Below are 16,063 nucleotides of genomic sequence, written 5' to 3'. Positions count from 1 at the left end.
TTCTCTTATACAATGGTTGGGAGAACCCTAATTATTTATGGATTTTAACGTATAAAAGTAATTGAATTTTTTTCTTCATTGGTGGATGTTGTAATGATTTGATTACGAAATTCCCAATGGAATAAATCCTCAGACCGGTAGCAGCTAATATAATAATCATCCCTTCGGTCTTCACCGTACCAATAATAGAAGCTGTCATAATACAAGATATGACCGCCGTGAGCATGTATCGGATTGCCATCTCTATCTTTCCAGACAAGCCCATTAGTTCGTGTTATAGACATACTGCAGAACCTCTCTTTCACATCATTAATTATTAATGACCTTCAGGTTATCCACGTAATTTCCAAGTACTATATATTTAGGATCCATACAGAATTTCTCACCATTCACCGTTACATTCTCGAATGTAACATTACTAACAATTCTGCTCTCATCGTATCCTTCAATATGAGAAGGATGGTTGCAGGTTCCGTTAAAGTGAATATTTTTGAAGTGAATGTCCTCTATTCGTTTGCCCGGAGCAGGATTATATTTCTCATTTTTCAACACGCGAAGATTAAACAATTCCCCTAGCTCAAAATCTTCAATACGGATATCTTCATAGTTTACATTCCGAATCGTATTGTTGTCGCCTGCATTAATGGCCATGCATCCCCAATAGTCTGGCTGCGGTTCATGATCCTCTATAATATCAATATTCGAAAAATGCAGATTCTCGATATAGTCTCCATCACTGTCATAATTACCGTGTGTGCCAATATTGATTGGATGAGCAACGTCAGCCCATAAGGTTGAACCGATAACAGTTACATCTCGCGTATCACCCCGGAATTCTCCTCGCGTGGCATATACCGCAATGCAATCATCAGATGTACGTAAAAATCCGCCTTCGATGACAACATTTTGGCAAGCCATCATATCTATCCCGTCACACCACCCACGAGTACTGAAGGTCTTCAGGTTACGGATTCGGATGTATTCCGACTGACCGAGGAGAACCGTATAATGAGGCGGATCAATAACAGTAATCCCTTCGATATGAATATGACTTGAATAGTTAACTTCCACTCCCCGGTAATATGTTGTTTTCTCAAAATCAGACATATATAATATCCCTCGGCCTTTGATGATCACATCCTCTACACGATTGCAGATGAATCCGCCGTAAATGACTGCTCCTCCTGCTACGTAAACCGTTGTATAGGAGGGTAGTTCCAAACGCGATTCATCCAAACGGTGTATCCCTGGACCAAATATAATTGCTCGGGAGGGCATACCATCTAGCTTTTTGCGGAGTTCACTGACCTGATGCAATCCAGGCTGCAATATAATGGACCCTTCGTCTTCAGCTTCTATAATGTAATCATCTAGCGGATTCGCAAATATATGTAGATTATGAAATCTCTCGCCATTCACTTCCAGAGACAGCAGCATTGGCTTATCTATTTTCAAACTAATCACTTGTTTTTTAATATCGCACTGTACTCCATATGAAAGCGGACGGATCTCGGCACTCTGGACCAAACCAACATTATATTTCACTTCAAGTTCTACAGAGCCAGAACAATCAAACGTAACCATAGATGCATTTCGGACATCGTGCATATCCACCTTGACGTTATAACTGAATAAAGTCTTCCATTGACCGCCTGGCGTCCGCAATCTTACCGAAAAATCAGAGTTATTCCTTGCACCTGAAGGTGCAGGGTATACCTTTACTGTACTTTGAGACATCACTCGTCACCTCTCCTCCTTAATAACAGGCAGAAAGGCCGCTAGATTTTATCCGTCTTTAAGAAGGTAAAATGATAGTGGCCCCTGTCTACTATGTTTAATTACTGTATTTTATTTAGCTTCTTGGCGAGCTTTGTAAACTTCCGTTGCCTCATCTAGTACTTGCTGGCCGCCGCTTTTAAGCCATTTTTCTTTGAAGGCTTCAAATACAGCATCGAGATCATTATTTTCGATAATTGCCTTTGTATAAAACTCGTCTTGTAGAGTGATCAACGTAGCCCAATACATCCCCTTACTTTCTAGAGATGTTGGCCCGAGTACATCCGAGATCGTCTTCATTCCCTCATTAGCGGTTTCTCTGAACTCTAGTTTTTCTTTTGTGAAATGATACTTCCACATGCTAGAATCACGTTCTACCAATGGATTATAGTAACCACCGAAGCCCATCAGACGCGCATCATCCGGCGAACTTGCATAAGGTTCTTTCATAACAACTGCATCATTGGTCAGGTCATAAGACACTCCTTCTTCACCAAAGACGGTCCGCAAATACACTTCATCTACCGAGGTCATTTCTTCAAGTATCTGCAGGATTCGAATACGCTTTGCATCATCCTCCTCAACCTGCTTGCCAAAGATCAATGGAACCTGCAACGCACCGTTGGACATAACAAGCGATTCCCCAGCTGGACCGATAAGCCCTTTGCCATATACAGGATTGGTTCCATTCGTTTTATCGGCTTCCATACCACCAAAGAGATGATGATACATACTGTTGTCTACATACCCGATTTTATGACTGCTCCATTTTTGACCGATCAGCTCTCCGTTATCAGTCATAAATTCAGGATCGATGAGTCCCTCTGTATACCATTTTCTGAGCAGTTTTGTTGCTTCCTTAGCCTCATCTGTAATGCCACCCCATGTCACAGTACCCTCATCAGTCAACATAAATTGGTAAGGATTTACGCCATATGCCGCATAGATGGAGTTGAACATTTGGGCTCTTACGTCTTTACCGCGTCCACTCATCCCGTAAGTATCCATTTTCCCGTTGCCATCTGGGTCGTTATTACGAAATTTAGTGAAGACATCTTCCAATTCTTCCAATGTTTTTGGAGCTTCATTGTAGCCGATGGCCTTCAACCAGTCACCGTTATAGGTAGGAATAAAACCGTATGATCCGTTCAGCCATATGCGCGGGACCCCGTAATTTTTTCCATCTATAATCCCGACATCCCAGGCACTTGGGTCAATTTCTTCAACTTCTTTTACATAGGTGGGCATATATTTTTTGATTTCATCAATCGAAATGCTTGCAATTACGCCTTGCCTAGCCCAATTCGTCATATCTGCTTCACTGATGTTATGTGGGAATATATCAGGAATTTCGCCAGATGCGACTTTAACTTTAAAATTTTCGTCATTCCCTCTCATATTAACGAATCTGACATTAAAACGCTCCTCCAGATACTTTTGAGTTGGATTGTCATCCTCAGTAGGCATATCCCATGTCGAAGCATTTGTCATGATTACAATCGGGTCATCTTCCCCCCGTTTTTCTGCATCATTGTTTACTTTACCATTTGAGCTGCAGCCTGTTGCAACCAAGGAAACGGATAGCAGCCCTGCCAAACCGAATCTCTTCCAACGTTTCATATTTAGACCCTCCTCTTTATAACTTTCCTTTTATATAAACGAGAGTGAAAACACCTGCCCGGTTATAACAACTATCCTTTCAGTGAACCTATCATCGTTCCTTTAACGAAATACTTTTGCAGGAATGGATAAACAATCAGAATTGGGAGAGCAGCGAACATAATGGTGGCTGCCTTTATGGAAGCCGTATATTGGAAATTACCGACAACAGATCGCCCGAATGTTTCTGCGTCCGTATTTGTTATAACAATCTCCCTTAGGAAGAATTGCAGAACTTGCTTTGCTGGATCTGATATATAGAGAACAGCATCGAACCAAGCATTCCAATGCCCAACTGCTGACCAGAGCGCTAATGTTGCCAGTACCGGCTTCGATAGGGGGAGTATGATACGGTACAAGATACTGATATCATTAGCACCGTCAATCTTTGCTGATTCTTCTAATTCCGCTGGAATACCCATAAAAAAATTACGCAGGACAAGCATGGAGAATACGGGAATAAGTCCAGGCAAGATATAGATCCATCTGCTATCGAGCAAATGTAACCACTTCATTAATAAGTAGGTAGGTATGATCCCTCCGCCGAAGAACATCGTAAACAGTATAAACATGGTATAGAAACTACGATGCGGCAAATATTTGCGTGATAAAGGATAGGCACACATGGACATTGCGATAAGTGATAAGCCCGTTCCTACGACCGTCCTAAGTACCGAGTTGCCAAATCCAGTCCAGATCTTGGACTGACTTAGTACCTGACTCCATGCGAAGAAATCAATCTCTCGTGGGTAAAAATGAAAACCAAACCGCGCTGCTTCACTTGGACTACTTAAGGATAAGGATGCAATATGCAAGAAAGGATAAATGGTTATCAGACACAACAGTGATATGAATGTGATAAGGATAAATTGAAAAATTCGTTCTCCCATTGCAAGTTTCATATTTGAATATACCTCCTTAAGCCCCCCTTTTAGAGGACCCCTTCCTGCCCCATTTTCTTCATCGCATAGTTTGTGCCTAGCACCAGCGCGATCCCTATGACGTTTTTGAACAATCCGACTGCTGTTGTTAAACCAAACTGTCCTTGTACAATCCCTGCTCGGTAGACATAAGTATCGATTACGTCGGCAACCTCATAGACAGCCGGACTATATAAGTTAAAGATTTGGTCAAACCCTGCATTAAGAATTCCGCCGAGCGATAAAATAAACATGATTGAGACTACAGGTAGGATCGATGGTAGCGTAATATGAAGGATTCTTTTCCACCTACCAGCTCCATCGATAACAGCAGCCTCGTATAATGTAGGATCTATTCCTGAAAGCGCTGCTAAATAAATGATGGTGCCCCAACCGATTTCTTTCCAAATCCCCGTAACGACAAGGGCTGGCCGGAAATAATTAGGATCTGCCAAGAAGTAAATCGGCTCCATGCCAAACATCTGTAAAATATAATTCACAGGTCCCTCGGATGGCGACAACATGACAATAATGATCCCTGAGAGAATAACCCATGAGAAAAAGTGGGGAATATAAGAAATAGACTGTGCGAATCTCTTAAACATATTAGAACGCAACTCATTTAATAGAAGCGCTAGAATGATGGGAGCGGGGAAACCAAATATAATATTGTAAAGACTAATTAACAATGTATTTCGAAAAATCCTCGTAAAGTCAGGTGACTGGAAGAACAAGAATCTGAAATGATCCAATCCCACCCATTCACTTCCCCAGATTCCTTTTATAGGGCTAAAATCCTTAAAAGCTAATTGAATGCCATACAATGGGCCATAGTGAAAAATCGCAAACCAGATTAAAGTGGGAAAGAGCATAAAAAACAAGTATTTGCTTTTCTTATATTCTTTTAACGTCTCCTTCCATTTATTTGGACGCTTCACCATATAATTGGTACCGTTTTCATTTCCTCGGACAGTGTTCAGATCATTCAAAGCCCTGCACTTCCTTCCAACGATTCTAAAGAGACGAGTCTCTATCCATATTGTTAATTCCTACAATTAAACGTGTGAATAAGTCTAAATCACCAACGCTTTTACACTTTCATTTTATCTGTAATCCGTTCTTAATAATGATGAAAGAATGTAAGAAAATGTTTATTATTTGTGGTACTTTGTAACTTTCGCTTCCCATGAAGAAGAAGCCTTTTCTACTACTTTTTCATCCTCTCTTACATAATCAGATTGAATGAACCTTGTTCGATATTTGAGTGGTGTAGTGCCCACTTCTTGCTTGAATACTTGGACAAAGTATGATGGGTTGGAAATACCTACTTCCGAACCGATCCATTCGACTGACTTTGTCGACGTCTCAAGGAGTCTACATGCTTGCCTCATTCGTTTTGCAGTTATATATTCCTTAAGGGTACTGCCCGTTTGTTCATGAAAGAGTTTTGATAAATAAAATTTCGATAAATGCATGACTTCAGCAAGGTCATCCAAACGAAATGATTCCTGATAATGCTCATCGATCCAACTCATTATTTTTTGCGCGTAGCCGTTTGATTTTCCTTCCCCTGCTACAACTGGCCCTCTCATCTCAGAATTGGTGTCACGGAAGAGGATATCAAGAAGCCGGAGAATCAACATCGCGATCTCTTCCGTATCTTCTCCCTTGCCTTCTTGCCTTGAATATTGATAGTCTTCCAGATCTCGTTCGACGACAGATTCGTAAGATAATAGGTCAAATGATTGTATACTATGATTACCGTTACATAGTGAGGTAAATAAAGCTCTACGTTTAGGTAGTGACTGGAGCATTTCATTAACTAACTGTGGGTCAACGTGGAAGATTGTTCGTATGTAGGGGTCTTTAGAGCTCACATTGGCATAAACATGGTGCAGCTGATAGGGTCGGAAAAAGAATAACATCCCGCGACGTATCGGATATGATTTACCGTTGACAATGACGTGCCCTGTTCCATCATGAACGTATAATACTTCACAACACTGGTGCCAATGATAATAACCTTTGTAATGTGTTGTATTTATATGGCGATAGTCCCAAAACAGCTTGGATCCTCCGAAAATTACCGCCTCAAACATACGTTTCATCACGATCGCCCCCTGCCCTAAAATCTTTAAATAGTCTAGTTCAACAATAATATAAATCCTTTATTGATCCAACATTACCAAAGATAAAGATCATTTCCCTTCAGCTTAAATATAGCTTCCATAAAAAAGTAGTCGCCATAAATAATCGGTTGATGATGAATATCCGCATGATAGGACGAAGATCCTTTTTGCACGATGGCATCCGATTGTTTTGTCCAATCACTTCTTGACTCCAATGCTTTCAGCAGCTTTAACGCAGCTCCGAGATATATCTTCCTGTCGTACGTTTGAACCGTCTTTGCAATCTCGATCAGACCGCAAGCTGCAATTGCAGCAGCTGTATCATCTTCCCTTTGAGGTTCAGGAGGTTGCCTGAAATCCACAGAAATAACTCCATCTTCGGGAATATTGGATATAAAGTAATGTGCGATCCGCTTGGCAGTATCCAGATATTCAGTTTTACCCGTATGATGATAGCTCATCATAAATCCGTATAGTGCCCATGTTTGACCTCTCGTCCAGGAAGAGCCTACCTCATATCCTTGACCCCCATGTGTTCTCACGATCCCCCCTTGAAACGGATTGAATTCCACGATGTGGTTCACAGATCCATCCGATCGAACGAACGCCGTTATGGCTGTATCCGCATGCGTGTTCGCAATTTGACTGAATCTAGGATCTCCTGTTTCTTCAGTCGCCCAGTACAGGAGCGGGATATTGAACATACAGTCTATGATGGCCCAGCCCCGCGTATCATCCCCCTCTAAATCGTTCCATGCCCTAATGAAACCCCCGACGGGATTAAATCTTCCGGCCAGAAGAGTTGCTGCGTGCAAGCCTCTTTTACGGGAATCAGGATTATTCGTAAGTTTGTAGTTGGCTACACTCGTGAGAAGCCACATAAATCCAACATCATGGTGCAGTCCATAAAAATCATCAAAGCTTTTGTCCAATTTATCCTCGGATATAGAAGCAATATCTTTATATTTTTGCTCGCCGGTGGCATGATACATCAGCCACATCATACCGCCCCAAAAACCATTAGTCCACCAATTAATTCCATCAGTCACTGTTCCCGAAGGATTATGTACAGAACGATCATCATGTGTCCCATCAATTGTGGTATATGGAATCTTATCCCTTGATTTATCGCTTACCCAAGCCATTTTGGTCTCAATCTTAGCAATTAAATCGTCCAGCCATTGCTGCTCTTCAGTACCCACCATACGATTCCCTTCCTTCTGTATCTAATCTTTTGTTCTTGTCTTCATTGTAGTTCTATTCATAGGAAAAAGTTTTTAAAATGTGGGGTAAAATGTTGATTTCTTGCACTTTAATTTTATGAAGTGAGCTAGTCGTATACACTTCTTCAAGAAGAGCGTGCAGGTGGGTAGGAACAACTACGAAGAAAAAATTAGCTTAGGTTCATTTCAAAAAGAACATTTTTCATAAGCGGAAATTCCTGACCCTGAATCCGTACACATCCTCCCTCTTTATCAGTGACGATCCGGAGCGATTGCCGAGTCCGTTCAACAGATACCGTACCTCCGTTAATCGGTACCGTGCCTCTCACCCATTCAAATCCCCCAAGCCGCGGTTCTACTGCGAATGAATCGTATCCTGCCGAGGTCGGATGTACTCCTAAGTAATAACGCCCAAGCAAGTAAATAGGACTAGCCCCCCATGCATGGCATAAACTTTTGCCGTAACGGTCGCCGTACATGCCTAATCGTTCCCTCCCGGTAACGGCTCGGTCATACTCCTCCCAGAAAGTAGTTGCTCCTAATTGAAGCATGCCGCCCCAATAATCCACCATCTGGTTGGATACATCGTCCAACTGTCCGATCCTGCACATCGCCTCAAGCTCATAAAACTTAAAATATGGTGTACTGATCGGAGGCACAGTATCATTTTGCAAGACGTTAGTGATAATGCGCTCCCTCTGCTCCGAATCTGAAAAATCCCACAGTAACGCAAAAATATTGGCATGCCGAGTGACGTTGCGTTTGCCGGATTCAAAGCTGTCGATATATGCCCCCAGTTCCTCGTCCCAGAATCGCATGTTAATCTGTCTCTTGAGCTGTTCGTAACGATTCAAATAATCCGCTTCTCTTTTTCCGAGAAATTCCCCGCAAGTCCATGTCGCCCTCAGACTCATTGCCATAAGCATTTGTTCCGCACAAACGGCGCCGGTTTTGTCGATATCCGCCCAGTCGATAAAAACCCAATCTTCCTTCCGACCTCGAATAAAACCGTCTTCATCGGTAAGTGAAATACAATAATCCATCATCGATTTCATCCGCGGGTAGATAAAGGCGATAAAATCCTTATCTTTCGTGGCTTGATAATAATCCAGAATACTCATAATCCAATAGAACGAATAATCAAGAATCGTGTTGATATGCTTCACGATCGGGTCTTTTCCGCGCAGAGCAATAATCGTACGCTTGGCAATATCCGTATCGAAATAGACGTAGTTGTTGATCAAATAGCTCTGGTAAGCGTCTCCTGACCATACCCAGCGGTCCCGCTTAATGCCGTCCAAAAAGAACTCCCGGCTATTTAAATGAAACGTATATTCTGCGACCTCCCAGATCTGGTTGATCGATTCGTTCGAACAAGAAAAGCTCCCTCTCTTCTCAAGCGGTAGATATTCGTATAATGCGGTCAACTCCAAATCGTCAATCTCGGCTCCCCGTATAAATAAATAACGAAAGGCCCGAGGAGGACAACGATAATTTTTCATACCAGCTGGAATCACGTCGATGAGTATGCTGTGCTCCGTGTCCAGTGCCTCTTCGCAGGATTCACCGTAATAGAGCGACAGTTCCTTTTGGACTGCTATTTTTTCTATTAACAAAGCTGCAAAGGTTTCTCTTCCAAAGTCATAGAGCACACTGTCCTGCTTTTTCTCAATTGATTGCGGAGAAATGGGCTGATAACGGAATGCAAAAATGTTCGGGTCATCCTCTTTATCCATATATAAGCCATTGCACCCGGCCGGAAGCCAATCAAAGCTAAACTCGTTAACCTCCCAGGAGGAATTGCTTGTGCTTCGTTCTCCATCCACGAAGATACACGGCAGTCCGTCCGTGCGGGCAACATGAATTTCGATCATATGAGTTCCGGATGAAAGCTCAATTGGCTTTCGAAGAGCTTGCTTTTTTCCATCTACCCACACATGTCCAACACCGTGAGCATAAACAATCATCTGTTCAGGTTTATCGCATTCTACTTGTTTGCGGAATCGAACATTATGGTAACAGTCGTCCAAACGCCAAAACGCCGGCCAATGATAATCCCTCTCTTCTCTCCGGGTGTTCAGCAGCAAATGGTGGAAGATCTCATAATCGCCCGGATACCAGATCCATTCTGGAGCCTTATTCATCTAATTCTCATCCTTTCAGCGCCTCGCCTATGAAACGAGACATTCGAATTGACATTCCGTTTTCATTATATCCGTCCGTCTCCCTTCAACCCCCTTTTAATATGGACATTTTATCCCTCGCAGAAGGACATTGCTGTTATCTTTTGTGATAAACTAAACCTACATGCCAATACGAGGGAGGTTCCGATGAAGCACCAAACACGTTGTTCGAACGAAACTTCTTTATACGAGATGATCTACACATATCGGTCACTCGATTTACTGAGGATTTTACGGTTCCATATCACGAGCATGATTTTATCGAATATTGTTATGTTGCCGAAGGAACGGGTTTTCACCACACCGAACAAGAGACGCTTCCGATCCACAAGGGCTTGCTAATAACGATTCCGATCGGGGTATCCCATGTATTCAGACCCTCCACACCCGGACAGAACACTAAGCCCCCTGTTGTCTACAACTGTTTGTTCGATGCCGAACTAGCGAACCGGATATCGCTTCTTCATGAAGTGCAGATTCGGGAGCATTTGTCTTCCCTTAGGAGCAAATCATTCTCTTACTTTTCGGTTTTCGACCGGCATGGGGAAATCGAGGGTATAATGTTGAAGCTGCACCGGGAAATGTCCATGCAAGAGATCGGCTCCCAAGCGATACTTTACTCCCTTGTGAATGAGCTTATCGTTACGGTCTACAGGTTAAAGTATGGAGAAAAAAATCCGGATCATCTCACTAACAAGTCCACCCACTTTCAACATGTCCTCTTTTACTTGAAGCAGAACCTTCATCAGGCTATAACGTTGTCCGAGCTTTCCCGTCTATCAGGCTGGAGTACTAGGCATCTTCAGCGCCTGTTCCACCAACATACCGGACAATCGTTCGGATCGTATCTCCTTAATCTCCGCATTCAGAAAAGCTGTGATATCCTGCGAAACAGTGATCTAAAGATCAGCTTGATCGCGGAAAACGTCGGCTACTACAGTATCGATGCTTTCAACGCGGCATTCAAAAAAATCGTCGGTCTAACGCCCACGGAATACCGAAAATACGGAAACATAAAAAGCCTTCAAAATTATGCGATCACAGAATTAGCAACGCCAAGTTGTCGATAAAAATAAAGGCATCTTACTCATGTTTTATGAGCAGACGCCTTTATTTTTATGTTATGAGCTTGCTTACTTCGTCAGCTAACTACAAAATCCGTCTCAAATTAACCGAAAATAGATATCGCACCTTGATGTTAGTTCAAGTAAACTAGACCACTGTATTATAAATAATCCACACTATAAAGTATTAATAACAACCCAACAATACACATGATCCACGAAGCGAGTGAGCTTGAACTCTTCGACACCTGATTTTGGATGAACTTTAAAGGCTTCTGCATTACTGAACCTAATAACATATATAACATGTACAAAATGAATGGCGGGAGTACCATGACTACATTATAAGCGAACAGTAATGGGAGCCACTCATACCATACCAAACCTGAATTAGTCATAAGAGCAATGGCAGTGAAATAAGGAAGAGCTGTCCCCACTTCTACAAGTGACGTTGTTACTCCTAGTGCGATCATTCTCGAATTCGTTTTGGTTATTGGACTTGTATAGGAAGACTTCTTTCTTTTCGGAACATAAAAACTCCAAATAAACAAAATCCCACCTACAATAAATAGCATCCAACTGACCACACGATTCTGTAAGAACGTAGAGAACACTTCGAAAAAGAATCCAAATCCTAACTTGATTGCCACACCTGCGCTAAAATAAAATCCAATGACTGTAAATAAATATACCATTAATTTTAAGCCTACTTTTTTCTTTTCAGTTAGAAGTAAATATACAGTGATCCCTAATGTAGCAGGACTAAGGGTATCGAGTAGGGATAATCCACCGATCATGAGTAACAGTTCAGTGTTCATGTGCGCCCTCCCTCCTCGGTACTTGTTTGTTCAACGCTAGATATAAAAATTCCGTAAGCCTGGTCCATATATTCAAGGACTTCCGATTTAATGGGGTATAACCCCAGTTGTTCAGACGCTGATGGATTTTTTCGCATTTCCCATAACTTATCGATAAAGGCGTCTTCCCCTCCATACTCTGCTTCTTGTTTCTCCAGCATTCTCCGAATAACATTTTGCACACAAGGTGATGATAACGGTTCCTTACACGTATAGTATTTCGTTAATAGGCTAACAAGGGCTATCCATTCCATAGACTCAGGATTGCCCACACTCATTTTCGGCAGTTTAGCCCATAGACCCAGTTCAGCATCCGTAAATGTCGATTTTCTATATTGATCAAGTCCTCTTTTATCTTGCAAAGATAACTTAATCAGTTGTTGAATTGCTTTTTCCTGATTCCCTTCCTCGACGGCAATGCCACTTACTAACGCACGTAAGGTTTGCTCCATTTCATTTAACCTTGATTGCTCTTCCAAAATAAATGTTAACTGATTGGCTAACCCATCACTCCAATTCCACTCAGGATCAGTTAACATCTCTTTAATATCTGAAAGTCGATACCCCATGTTTTTATAAAATTGAATTTGCTGAAGCTTTTGTAGATCTCCCTCTGTATAGAGCCGATGTCCGCCTTCCGTTTTAGAGGAAGATACCAAAAGTCCAATTTGTTCATAGTAACGCAGCGTTCTCACTGTAATATTTGTTTGCTCTGCTAAGTTTTTTATATGTATCATTTTCTCATGCCTCCAAACTTCAGATTACTTCCTACTCATCATGAAATTGATTAGATAGCCTGCTCCAAGACCGACACATACCGCTGGCAGCGGGTGATCAATAAAGAGACCAATTCCTGCACCGATAATTACGCATCCATATATAATCATGTCTTCTTTCTTCATGTTCCCATCCCCTTTTATTAAGCGGTTTCTATTCAAGGATTATCAATAGTGCCATTATAATGAATGACGTTACGTCACTTTCAAGCTTTTATTTCGAATATGGTCAAAAGCTAACCTATGAAAGAAAATGGGTTAACAATTAAGTGGTCGTTTGACTATCCAGGATAATTGGTTGAAAGCTTTCGTCACATAAATAAAAAAAGCGCCTCAGGATTGATTTCCTGCGACGCTTCATATTCAGTAATCGACTTAATTAGTGATTCCAACATTAATCTTCACATCCGATATTTTAAGATATAGATGCTTTGTAATGCTCTTAGGAGAGCATAAATAATAGCCGACGAGGATTTATTCATTTACAACTTTTATAAATGCAGTCTTTATAATACCGAGTATAATTCTAGTAGCTATAAATGGAATAAGTGCTGCGCCAATCATGTAGATGCTATTCTCTTTGTGTGTCACAGGATTTCTTGATTTATCATCTACTGAGACAGCAGAGAAAGAAAACGCAATGCAAAAATTGGAGACAGCGATTTCTAATATTAATGACTTCTCTCCAGGCAACATTCAACAAGCAGCCAATTGTATAATAGCTCTAGACGAAGATAGATCAAAGTCGGCTATTGCAGATATTACTGGTACATACGTTTATGATTTCAATAAGATAGTTGAATCTGAGATACTTCAAGATGAGGTTTCCATTAATAAAGTATCCAGAACAGGACAAATAGGTGGGGCTTTATTAGGTGGGGTTTTGGCTGAATGAGAGATTCGAAAGTATTTTCTCTCAGTTATTTTAATCATAAGATAATCAAGAATTAGGTGATAGTGATAAAACTATTCATGATATAGAGTACGGCATGGTTTAGCCTATTTTCGCTTGCATAGCAAAAATCCCCTCCGGGTTTTCAGTGCTGAGTTCATTTTAATTTTACATGATCCTCTTTTTTCACTGTGTGCCTTGAGGGGAATCATGGCAAATTTAAAGTAGAGATAACTCATTCATGTTGTTATTTAGCAGGATTAACTATCTCCCATTGGCTTTGCTTCCACTATCCGTGACCTGTTATGCCCCTTCTATGATCACCTTAACGGGTTTACATTCCCAATTATTACATGAACCTTCACTGACACTGCAGGCCGATATGCACACTATGGCATCCATTTCAGCCTTTAGAGTAATTCGATCACCGGGTTTTGACAGCGGAGGATCTATCACTATCGTTTTCTCTGACGTAATGCTTGTATTCATAAAAAGGTTCATTGGTTGCAACGTGTTAAAATGAGGAACCCCAAGCTCCTGCAAATTTTGATTGATATTATCGAAGCAATTGCTATGCCCTTCACCATTATTATAAAAATGGTCGTACGTTTCCGGCCTGCAACAAGGAATCATCATATCATGCACACCAACATCATCTTGTGTAATGGTGAACATAGCTTGGTACAAGTTTGTATATAGTATATCGTCTTTCGTAATAAGTAATGACTCTTTACAGTCAACAGTTACACCTGCTGAGAAGAATTCATTATGATTGTTAGCGTTCACTGCAAAAAAATCTGCGACTTGTTTTCCCTCAATATCGATGACTGTAATAGACTCTCCTTTTTTTAATTCAAAAGCTCTCCCAGTTTGTTTTTCAATAATGTATTCTTTCATCAAATTTCCCCTTCTCCTTTAGATTGATGTTAAAAAATAATAAGCCGCAATAGTATGTCGATCTAGGGTATCCGCAGGCTCCCACTTCTTTCATACGTATTTTCACATTACTCTTCTTAATTAATTTAATTCGTAACTGTTTTGAACTCTCTTTGATTTACCAATTCGGATTATGAGTAAGGCTACAATAGTTAAAGAACAAATACCCCTAAAATAACAATAGCAAAAGAAATCATCCTTCATAGTTTTAAAGTGCGTCTCATTTCCACCATTATTTCTTTTCGTTACATAAACCATGTAACTATGCCTTAAAGAAATATTATCAATAAAATGGCGATTTTTTATTGATAATTAAATCTATAGCGTCCAATACACCTTCATTATTATTTGAACCAGTGATATGCATGGCAGCATCTTTTACAGCAGGAATAGCATTGGACATAGCAACACCATATTTAACATGAGAGATCATCTCAAAATCGTTCCCACTATCTCCAAAAGCAGCCGTTTCTTCATCTGCAATTCCCCAACGTTCTTGTAGTAGTTTAATTCCTCTCGCTTTATGAATTCCAGGGATGATTAAGTCAATGTCACCATGACCGCTAGAAACAGGAGTGACATACTTACCTACATGATTATGAAATTCATCAATTACAGAAGCTGCAATATCTTCTGGAAAACTAGTCGCAAATTTAAATATGATATCATCTATTTTTTCAAAATCAGTAATCCTAGATAGTTTGTGATAGTAGCGTAATGTTTGCTGATAAAACTCTTCTGAAACTGAAGCGTGAACATAGGCTCCATTCTTACCACAAACCACTAATTCAGGATAGTCATACTTTTTGAGCATTTTTAGGACTTCACTAATAGTCTCCGTAGACATCTCACCGTTATAGATGTCCTTTCCCTCATCAACAATATAGGCTCCATTTTCAGCAATAAAAGCGATTTCCTCTTCAATTTCAGGAAAATAAGATTTTAATTGAAAATATTGGTTGCCGCTTGCAACAACAAACTTAATCCCTTGTTTTTTCATTTCTGAATATTGATACATAAAGCGCTTTCGATTGTAACTTTGATTATCATTTAAAAACGTACCATCCATATCGACTGCAATTAACTTGATAGCCATCTGATTCGTCTCCTTTAATCAAATAGTGGATTATTCACAAACTCTAAACTTGTATATACAAGTTTGTCTTGGCAGTATTCTATCACGGATTCCCTAGTATTTCAAAAAATCTTACTATCTTTAAACACTAAATTCCCCTCCTACTTTTATCACATGAATCAAGATTCTCATCCAACCTCCTCTGTTTACATTTTTAATACCTAGCCTCCTGCGTTTAGTTCTCATCGTTTCCGATGTTCCATTTTATGTATTATGGATCTTAATGAGGTTTGATGTGCATGTGTTTAAAGTTTAGATATCTGTCTAATCGGTAATTAGACGATGTTCTTGTTCATTCCGGTAATCGGTACAAGTTCTTGTCCTTGGCTTGGGACAAGAACTTGTACCGATAAAATAAAAAAGCCGCTAAAATAGCGACTTCAATGGGACCATATTCTTGTCCCTCGACAGAATCCTAGAAGAGTATTCATAACACCAATACGATTTTTTCTTCTATGCATACGATGTTATAAATTAAAAAGTTATTGATTGAACGAAATGACAGTTGATGAA

General features: G+C 40.5%; 15 protein-coding genes. 2 read left to right on the top strand and 13 right to left on the bottom strand.

Translation table 11 applies throughout. The annotated features are described in order from the left end of the window. Positions 1-44 precede the first annotated feature (44 nt). From PV403_RS08725 to PV403_RS08690, 8 genes are all read right to left on the bottom strand, one after another. Positions 45-284 (bottom strand): hypothetical protein, encoded by a 240-nt coding sequence (locus tag PV403_RS08725; RefSeq protein ID WP_332084255.1) that lies wholly within the window; start codon positions 282-284, stop codon positions 45-47. A gap of 25 nt (positions 285-309) precedes the next feature. Continuing rightward, positions 310-1,737: a glycosyl hydrolase family 28 protein gene (locus PV403_RS08720; RefSeq protein WP_332084300.1), complete on the bottom strand. Its 1,428-nt coding sequence runs from the start codon at positions 1,735-1,737 to the stop codon at positions 310-312. Between the two features lie 111 nt (positions 1,738-1,848). Continuing rightward, positions 1,849-3,396 carry an extracellular solute-binding protein gene (locus PV403_RS08715; protein ID WP_332084254.1) on the bottom strand — a complete coding sequence of 516 codons (1,548 nt, stop codon included), beginning with the start codon at positions 3,394-3,396 and terminating at the stop codon, positions 1,849-1,851. Between the two features lie 71 nt (positions 3,397-3,467). After that, positions 3,468-4,337 (bottom strand): carbohydrate ABC transporter permease, encoded by an 870-nt coding sequence (locus PV403_RS08710; protein WP_332084253.1) that lies wholly within the window; start codon positions 4,335-4,337, stop codon positions 3,468-3,470. A 29-nt stretch (positions 4,338-4,366) separates the two neighbouring features. Then, positions 4,367-5,344: an ABC transporter permease gene (locus tag PV403_RS08705; RefSeq protein ID WP_332084252.1), complete on the bottom strand. Its 978-nt coding sequence runs from the start codon at positions 5,342-5,344 to the stop codon at positions 4,367-4,369. A gap of 165 nt (positions 5,345-5,509) precedes the next feature. Continuing rightward, entirely contained in the window at positions 5,510-6,463 is a 954-nt protein-coding gene (locus PV403_RS08700) for an AraC family transcriptional regulator (protein ID WP_332084251.1), read from the bottom strand. Between the two features lie 74 nt (positions 6,464-6,537). Beyond that, complete coding sequence (locus tag PV403_RS08695; RefSeq protein ID WP_332084250.1) at positions 6,538-7,689, bottom strand: glycosyl hydrolase family 88; 1,152 nt, start codon at positions 7,687-7,689, stop codon at positions 6,538-6,540. Positions 7,690-7,877: 188 nt separating this feature from the next. Continuing rightward, positions 7,878-9,851 (bottom strand): alpha-L-rhamnosidase-related protein, encoded by a 1,974-nt coding sequence (locus tag PV403_RS08690; protein WP_332084248.1) that lies wholly within the window; start codon positions 9,849-9,851, stop codon positions 7,878-7,880. A gap of 203 nt (positions 9,852-10,054) precedes the next feature. Between PV403_RS08690 and PV403_RS08685 the strand changes: the two genes are divergently transcribed. Next, positions 10,055-10,960, top strand: coding sequence for an AraC family transcriptional regulator (locus PV403_RS08685; RefSeq protein WP_332084247.1), 906 nt, complete (start codon positions 10,055-10,057; stop codon positions 10,958-10,960). A gap of 155 nt (positions 10,961-11,115) precedes the next feature. Here PV403_RS08685 and PV403_RS08680 read toward each other — a convergent pair whose 3' ends face one another. From PV403_RS08680 to PV403_RS08670, 3 genes are read right to left on the bottom strand one after another with little or no spacing between them, the layout of a single operon-like run. Then, positions 11,116-11,772: a GAP family protein gene (locus PV403_RS08680; RefSeq protein WP_332084246.1), complete on the bottom strand. Its 657-nt coding sequence runs from the start codon at positions 11,770-11,772 to the stop codon at positions 11,116-11,118. Further along, positions 11,769-12,548, bottom strand: coding sequence for a MerR family transcriptional regulator (locus PV403_RS08675; RefSeq protein ID WP_332084245.1), 780 nt, complete (start codon positions 12,546-12,548; stop codon positions 11,769-11,771). The genes PV403_RS08680 and PV403_RS08675 overlap by 4 nt, the downstream gene beginning before the upstream one ends. A gap of 24 nt (positions 12,549-12,572) precedes the next feature. Continuing rightward, on the bottom strand, positions 12,573-12,713 hold the full coding sequence (locus PV403_RS08670; RefSeq protein WP_332084244.1) for a hypothetical protein: 141 nt from the start codon (positions 12,711-12,713) through the stop codon (positions 12,573-12,575). 514 nt (positions 12,714-13,227) lie between these two features. Here PV403_RS08670 and PV403_RS08665 point away from each other — a divergent pair. Beyond that, positions 13,228-13,482, top strand: coding sequence for a hypothetical protein (locus tag PV403_RS08665; RefSeq protein WP_332084243.1), 255 nt, complete (start codon positions 13,228-13,230; stop codon positions 13,480-13,482). 300 nt (positions 13,483-13,782) lie between these two features. Here PV403_RS08665 and PV403_RS08660 read toward each other — a convergent pair whose 3' ends face one another. After that, positions 13,783-14,376: an urea carboxylase-associated family protein gene (locus tag PV403_RS08660; protein ID WP_332084242.1), complete on the bottom strand. Its 594-nt coding sequence runs from the start codon at positions 14,374-14,376 to the stop codon at positions 13,783-13,785. A 322-nt stretch (positions 14,377-14,698) separates the two neighbouring features. Continuing rightward, positions 14,699-15,511, bottom strand: coding sequence for a Cof-type HAD-IIB family hydrolase (locus PV403_RS08655; RefSeq protein WP_332084241.1), 813 nt, complete (start codon positions 15,509-15,511; stop codon positions 14,699-14,701). Positions 15,512-16,063: the final 552 nt, after the last annotated feature.

It is taken from the genome of Paenibacillus sp. GYB006 (genome assembly GCF_036577645.1).
GTDB lineage: Bacteria > Bacillota > Bacilli > Paenibacillales > Paenibacillaceae > Paenibacillus.
Note: the sequence above shows the minus strand (reverse complement) of the source record. Positions and strands in the feature narration are given on the sequence as shown.